Consider the following 3345-nt stretch of genomic DNA (forward strand, 5'->3'; position numbering starts at 1 on the left):
ACCGATTCCGCTTAATTTAATGATTTCTTTTGGATCACGCGGCATTTCTCCCTCATAATCTTCCATAATCTGAATAGCAGCTTTTTGCATATTGCGAACTCGAGAATAATATCCTAACCCTTCCCAGGCTTTTAATAACCGATCCTCTTCTGCTTCAGACAAAGCTTTAATCGTTGGAAATTGTTTCATAAAATTCAAATAATAAGGAATGACCGTATCGACTCGAGTTTGCTGAAGCATAATTTCAGAAACCCAAATACGGTAAGGATCATTATTGAGTCGCCAAGGCAAGGTTCTTTTTTCTATATCATACCAGCTCAATAGGGTTGCTCGGAAACGTTCTATTTTTTCTTGCGGCCACATTTTAATGCCATAAATTTCTTTTGTTTCTTTCTCATCAAGTACTTTTTTGTCTGTCATTCGTTCTGATCTTCCATTTCTTTTTCTTCAATAAATTGAGTAATCAGTTCACCCGAAAATCCCTTCTGAAATAAACTGCTTTTAACTTTTTGAATTTTTTTATAGCCTTTTAATTTAGCTTGTTTCCGCCAAATTTTATCGCCTTGCTGTTTTATTGCAGCATATTCTTCATCTTCTGCTTTTTCTGTGCTGACTTCTTCTAAGACTTGAGTAATGATATCTGAATCAAAACCTTTTTGCATCAACTGTTGTCGTACTTTATTATTGGTTTCCCGCGTTGAATGCTGCGAAGAACGTCGGAGGACTTTTTCAGCTAGCTGAATACCGTTTTCAACCATCTGATCAAACGGATACTGTTCAGCCGCTTTTTCAATATTTTCTTCCGAGATCCCGCGTTTTTTTAATTCTTGTTTAATATTTCGCGGCCCTTTCCCTCCAACATTTGCGCCGGTTCGGGTATAACTTTCCGCATACATTAAATCATTTAGATAACCTTGTTCTTCTAATTTTTCGATTACTTCATCTGCATCGTCTGAAAAATCATGTTTTGCTAAATCATCTCGCACTTCTTTTTCAGAACGTAACCCATAATTCAAATAATTTAAAGCACGAGTGTAGGCTTTCCTAACACCATCTTCTGCTTCAAGTTCTTTGCGAAATGCATCAGAGATTTCCATTCCTTTAAATAAAGCATATTTCACTAAAATCGCTTCATCCACAGGGAACGCATACGCTTCATCTAAGTAAATGTTATACCGTCCCTTGCGCTTTTGAGTTTCAATTTTTGTTATCTTAGGTACTCCTTCATTTGAAGTACTTTTTAAAGAAATGATGCTCTTCAATGAATCATCTGTCATGATTATTGACCCTCCTTATCAGTTCATCAGTTTTACCAGTATACCATAAACTAATAAAAAAACCGAACAGAAGTTTGCTTTCACTATCAAAACAACAAAAAAGCACTAGAATGAAAGCTGTAAGGCTCTCATTCTACCACTTTTCGTTCCATCTTTTTAATCTTCTGAGTGATCTAGTAACGGATCAACGTTGGGCTGTCCGGTAATTGAACTGCCATTAAAACGAGGAAGCGTTTCCGAGTCTTCTACTGCAGTTTGCCGGAAATTGTCCTCTACAAAATCGGTTGCATCTGTAGCATCTCCCTGTAAAGGATTTTTCTTGATTTGCTGGTTTTGACTTCGGACTATTTTTTGCGACTCAATGGCTTCATCTTGCGATTCTGCTGCTTTTGCCTTCTCTTTTATATCATGCGAATTATCTATCTCTTTTTCAATAAATCCTGACTTTGTTGTTTCGGGTTGGCTGGAGTTTGTATTTTGATTTTCCTCTTTTTTTCCTGAAAAGAGATTTTCATCTGACTGAACAGTACGCTCGCTTAATTGTGCGTCTTGATCATTGTATTCTGCACTCTTTCCAGTTGGTTGAGAAGTATTAGCAGATACACGAGTCCCGCTGCCTGACTGTCCAATCGGCTTTGTTTGTCTGGCTTTCTGGAATCCGCTAGTTGCATCTGATGGGTCTTCTTTTTTTTCTGGGAATCGATTGTCGTCAAACACTACTTTTTCATCTTTTAAGTGAGAATCTTGATCATTGTATTCAGCACTTTGCCCTCTTGGATCAGACGTATTTATTGCTATTTTTGTTCCACTTCCTGACTGTCCAATAGGTTTAGCAGTTATAGTTTCATTGGTCGTTTGGCTTAAATCAATTGGTTCATCTTTTAAATGATACTGCAGAGGAATATCCGTTTTTTCTTCTACTAGAATAACGTAATTGCCTGCTTGAAGAGTACTGTTATACCGTAAAGCTGTTTGTTTATCAATTCCATAATGTTCCAATGCACTATCTTCTGGTTCATCTGTAAACATATGTTTAAACTTTTCCCACATGTTCTTATCGCCATCTGCTGCTATTCGGTCCACTTCAACGACGGTTCGATTTTGAATGTTTGAATGATTTTCGCGACTTGTCACAATAACAATATCATTCATTAACCGCCCTTCACTTAGTAACCTTTCAACTGCAGCAAGCGTTTCATCTACTGTCTGATAGGAAGATTCTACTACTTTGCTCATTATCCATCACTCCATTTTTTGTCGTGTGTATTATAAATCAATTTTATCTCGACTTAACTGATTAACCATTTACGACCACTCCGCCATTGACATGAATCGTTTGCCCCGTAACATAACTTGAATCTGAGCTGGCTAGATAAACGTATGCCGGCGCCAACTCATATGGCTGTCCTGGGCGTTCTAATGCGCCATCTTTGCCCCATTTTTCTAATTTTTTCTCAGGGAAAGTAGCTGGAATCAACGGTGTCCAGATTGGACCTGGTGCTACACTGTTTACTCTGATTTTCTTTTCTGTAACTTCTGAATTTTGAGATAGCGAACGTGTAAAGGATACAATCGCACCTTTTGTTGCCGAATAATCAAGCAAGGTTGAACTGCCACGGTAAGCGGTGATTGACGAAGTATTGATAATAGAAGCTCCTTCACTAAGATGAGGCATAGCTGCTTTTGTCATATAAAACATACCAAAAATATTGGTACGGAATGTCCGGTCTAATTGTTCTGCCGTAATATCTCCGATTTTTTCTTGGTAATGTTGTTCACCGGCATTGTTGACTAAAACGTCTAAAGCGCCCCACTCTGCAATTACCTTAGCGACAGTCTCTTTGGCGAAAGATTCATCGCCCACATCGCCTTTAAATACTAGCGCTTTTTGTCCTAACTCTTTAATACGGTTTTCGGTAAAATCAGCATCTTGATCAGATTCAAAGTACACGATTGCGACATCAGCCCCTTCTTTAGCAAAAGCTAAAGCGGCAGCTTGTCCTATTCCACTGTCGCCACCAGTGATCAATGTTTTTTTGCCTTTTAATTTACCGGCTGCCATATAATC

The 3345-nt window shown here is 38.2% G+C and carries 3 protein-coding genes and 1 pseudogene; all 4 read right to left on the minus strand.

All coding sequences use genetic code 11. The features are described from left to right. Nucleotides 1-420 (minus strand): annotated as a pseudogene (locus RT405_RS10645) (A/G-specific adenine glycosylase); the annotation flags it as partial. Continuing rightward, on the minus strand, nucleotides 417-1277 hold the full coding sequence (gene recX, locus RT405_RS10650; protein WP_313469606.1) for a recombination regulator RecX: 861 nt from the start codon (nucleotides 1275-1277) through the stop codon (nucleotides 417-419). The gene recX and the pseudogene RT405_RS10645, both read right to left, overlap by 4 nt. A gap of 156 nt (nucleotides 1278-1433) precedes the next feature. After that, nucleotides 1434-2513: a general stress protein gene (locus RT405_RS10655; protein ID WP_313469608.1), complete on the minus strand. Its 1080-nt coding sequence runs from the start codon at nucleotides 2511-2513 to the stop codon at nucleotides 1434-1436. 61 nt (nucleotides 2514-2574) lie between these two features. Then, nucleotides 2575-3345, minus strand: a 771-nt coding sequence (locus RT405_RS10660) for an SDR family oxidoreductase (protein ID WP_313469609.1), incomplete at its 5' end; no start/stop codon positions are given.

It is taken from the genome of Carnobacterium sp., assembly GCF_032094055.1.
GTDB lineage: Bacteria > Bacillota > Bacilli > Lactobacillales > Carnobacteriaceae > Carnobacterium_A.

What these genes read in the sequence shown, in the direction of transcription:
- recX (WP_313469606.1), bottom strand. Translation starts at nt 1,277, where the DNA reads ATGACAGATGATTCATTGAAGAGCATCATTTCTTTAAAAAGTACTTCA.
- RT405_RS10655 (WP_313469608.1), bottom strand. Translation starts at nt 2,513, where the DNA reads ATGAGCAAAGTAGTAGAATCTTCCTATCAGACAGTAGATGAAACGCTT.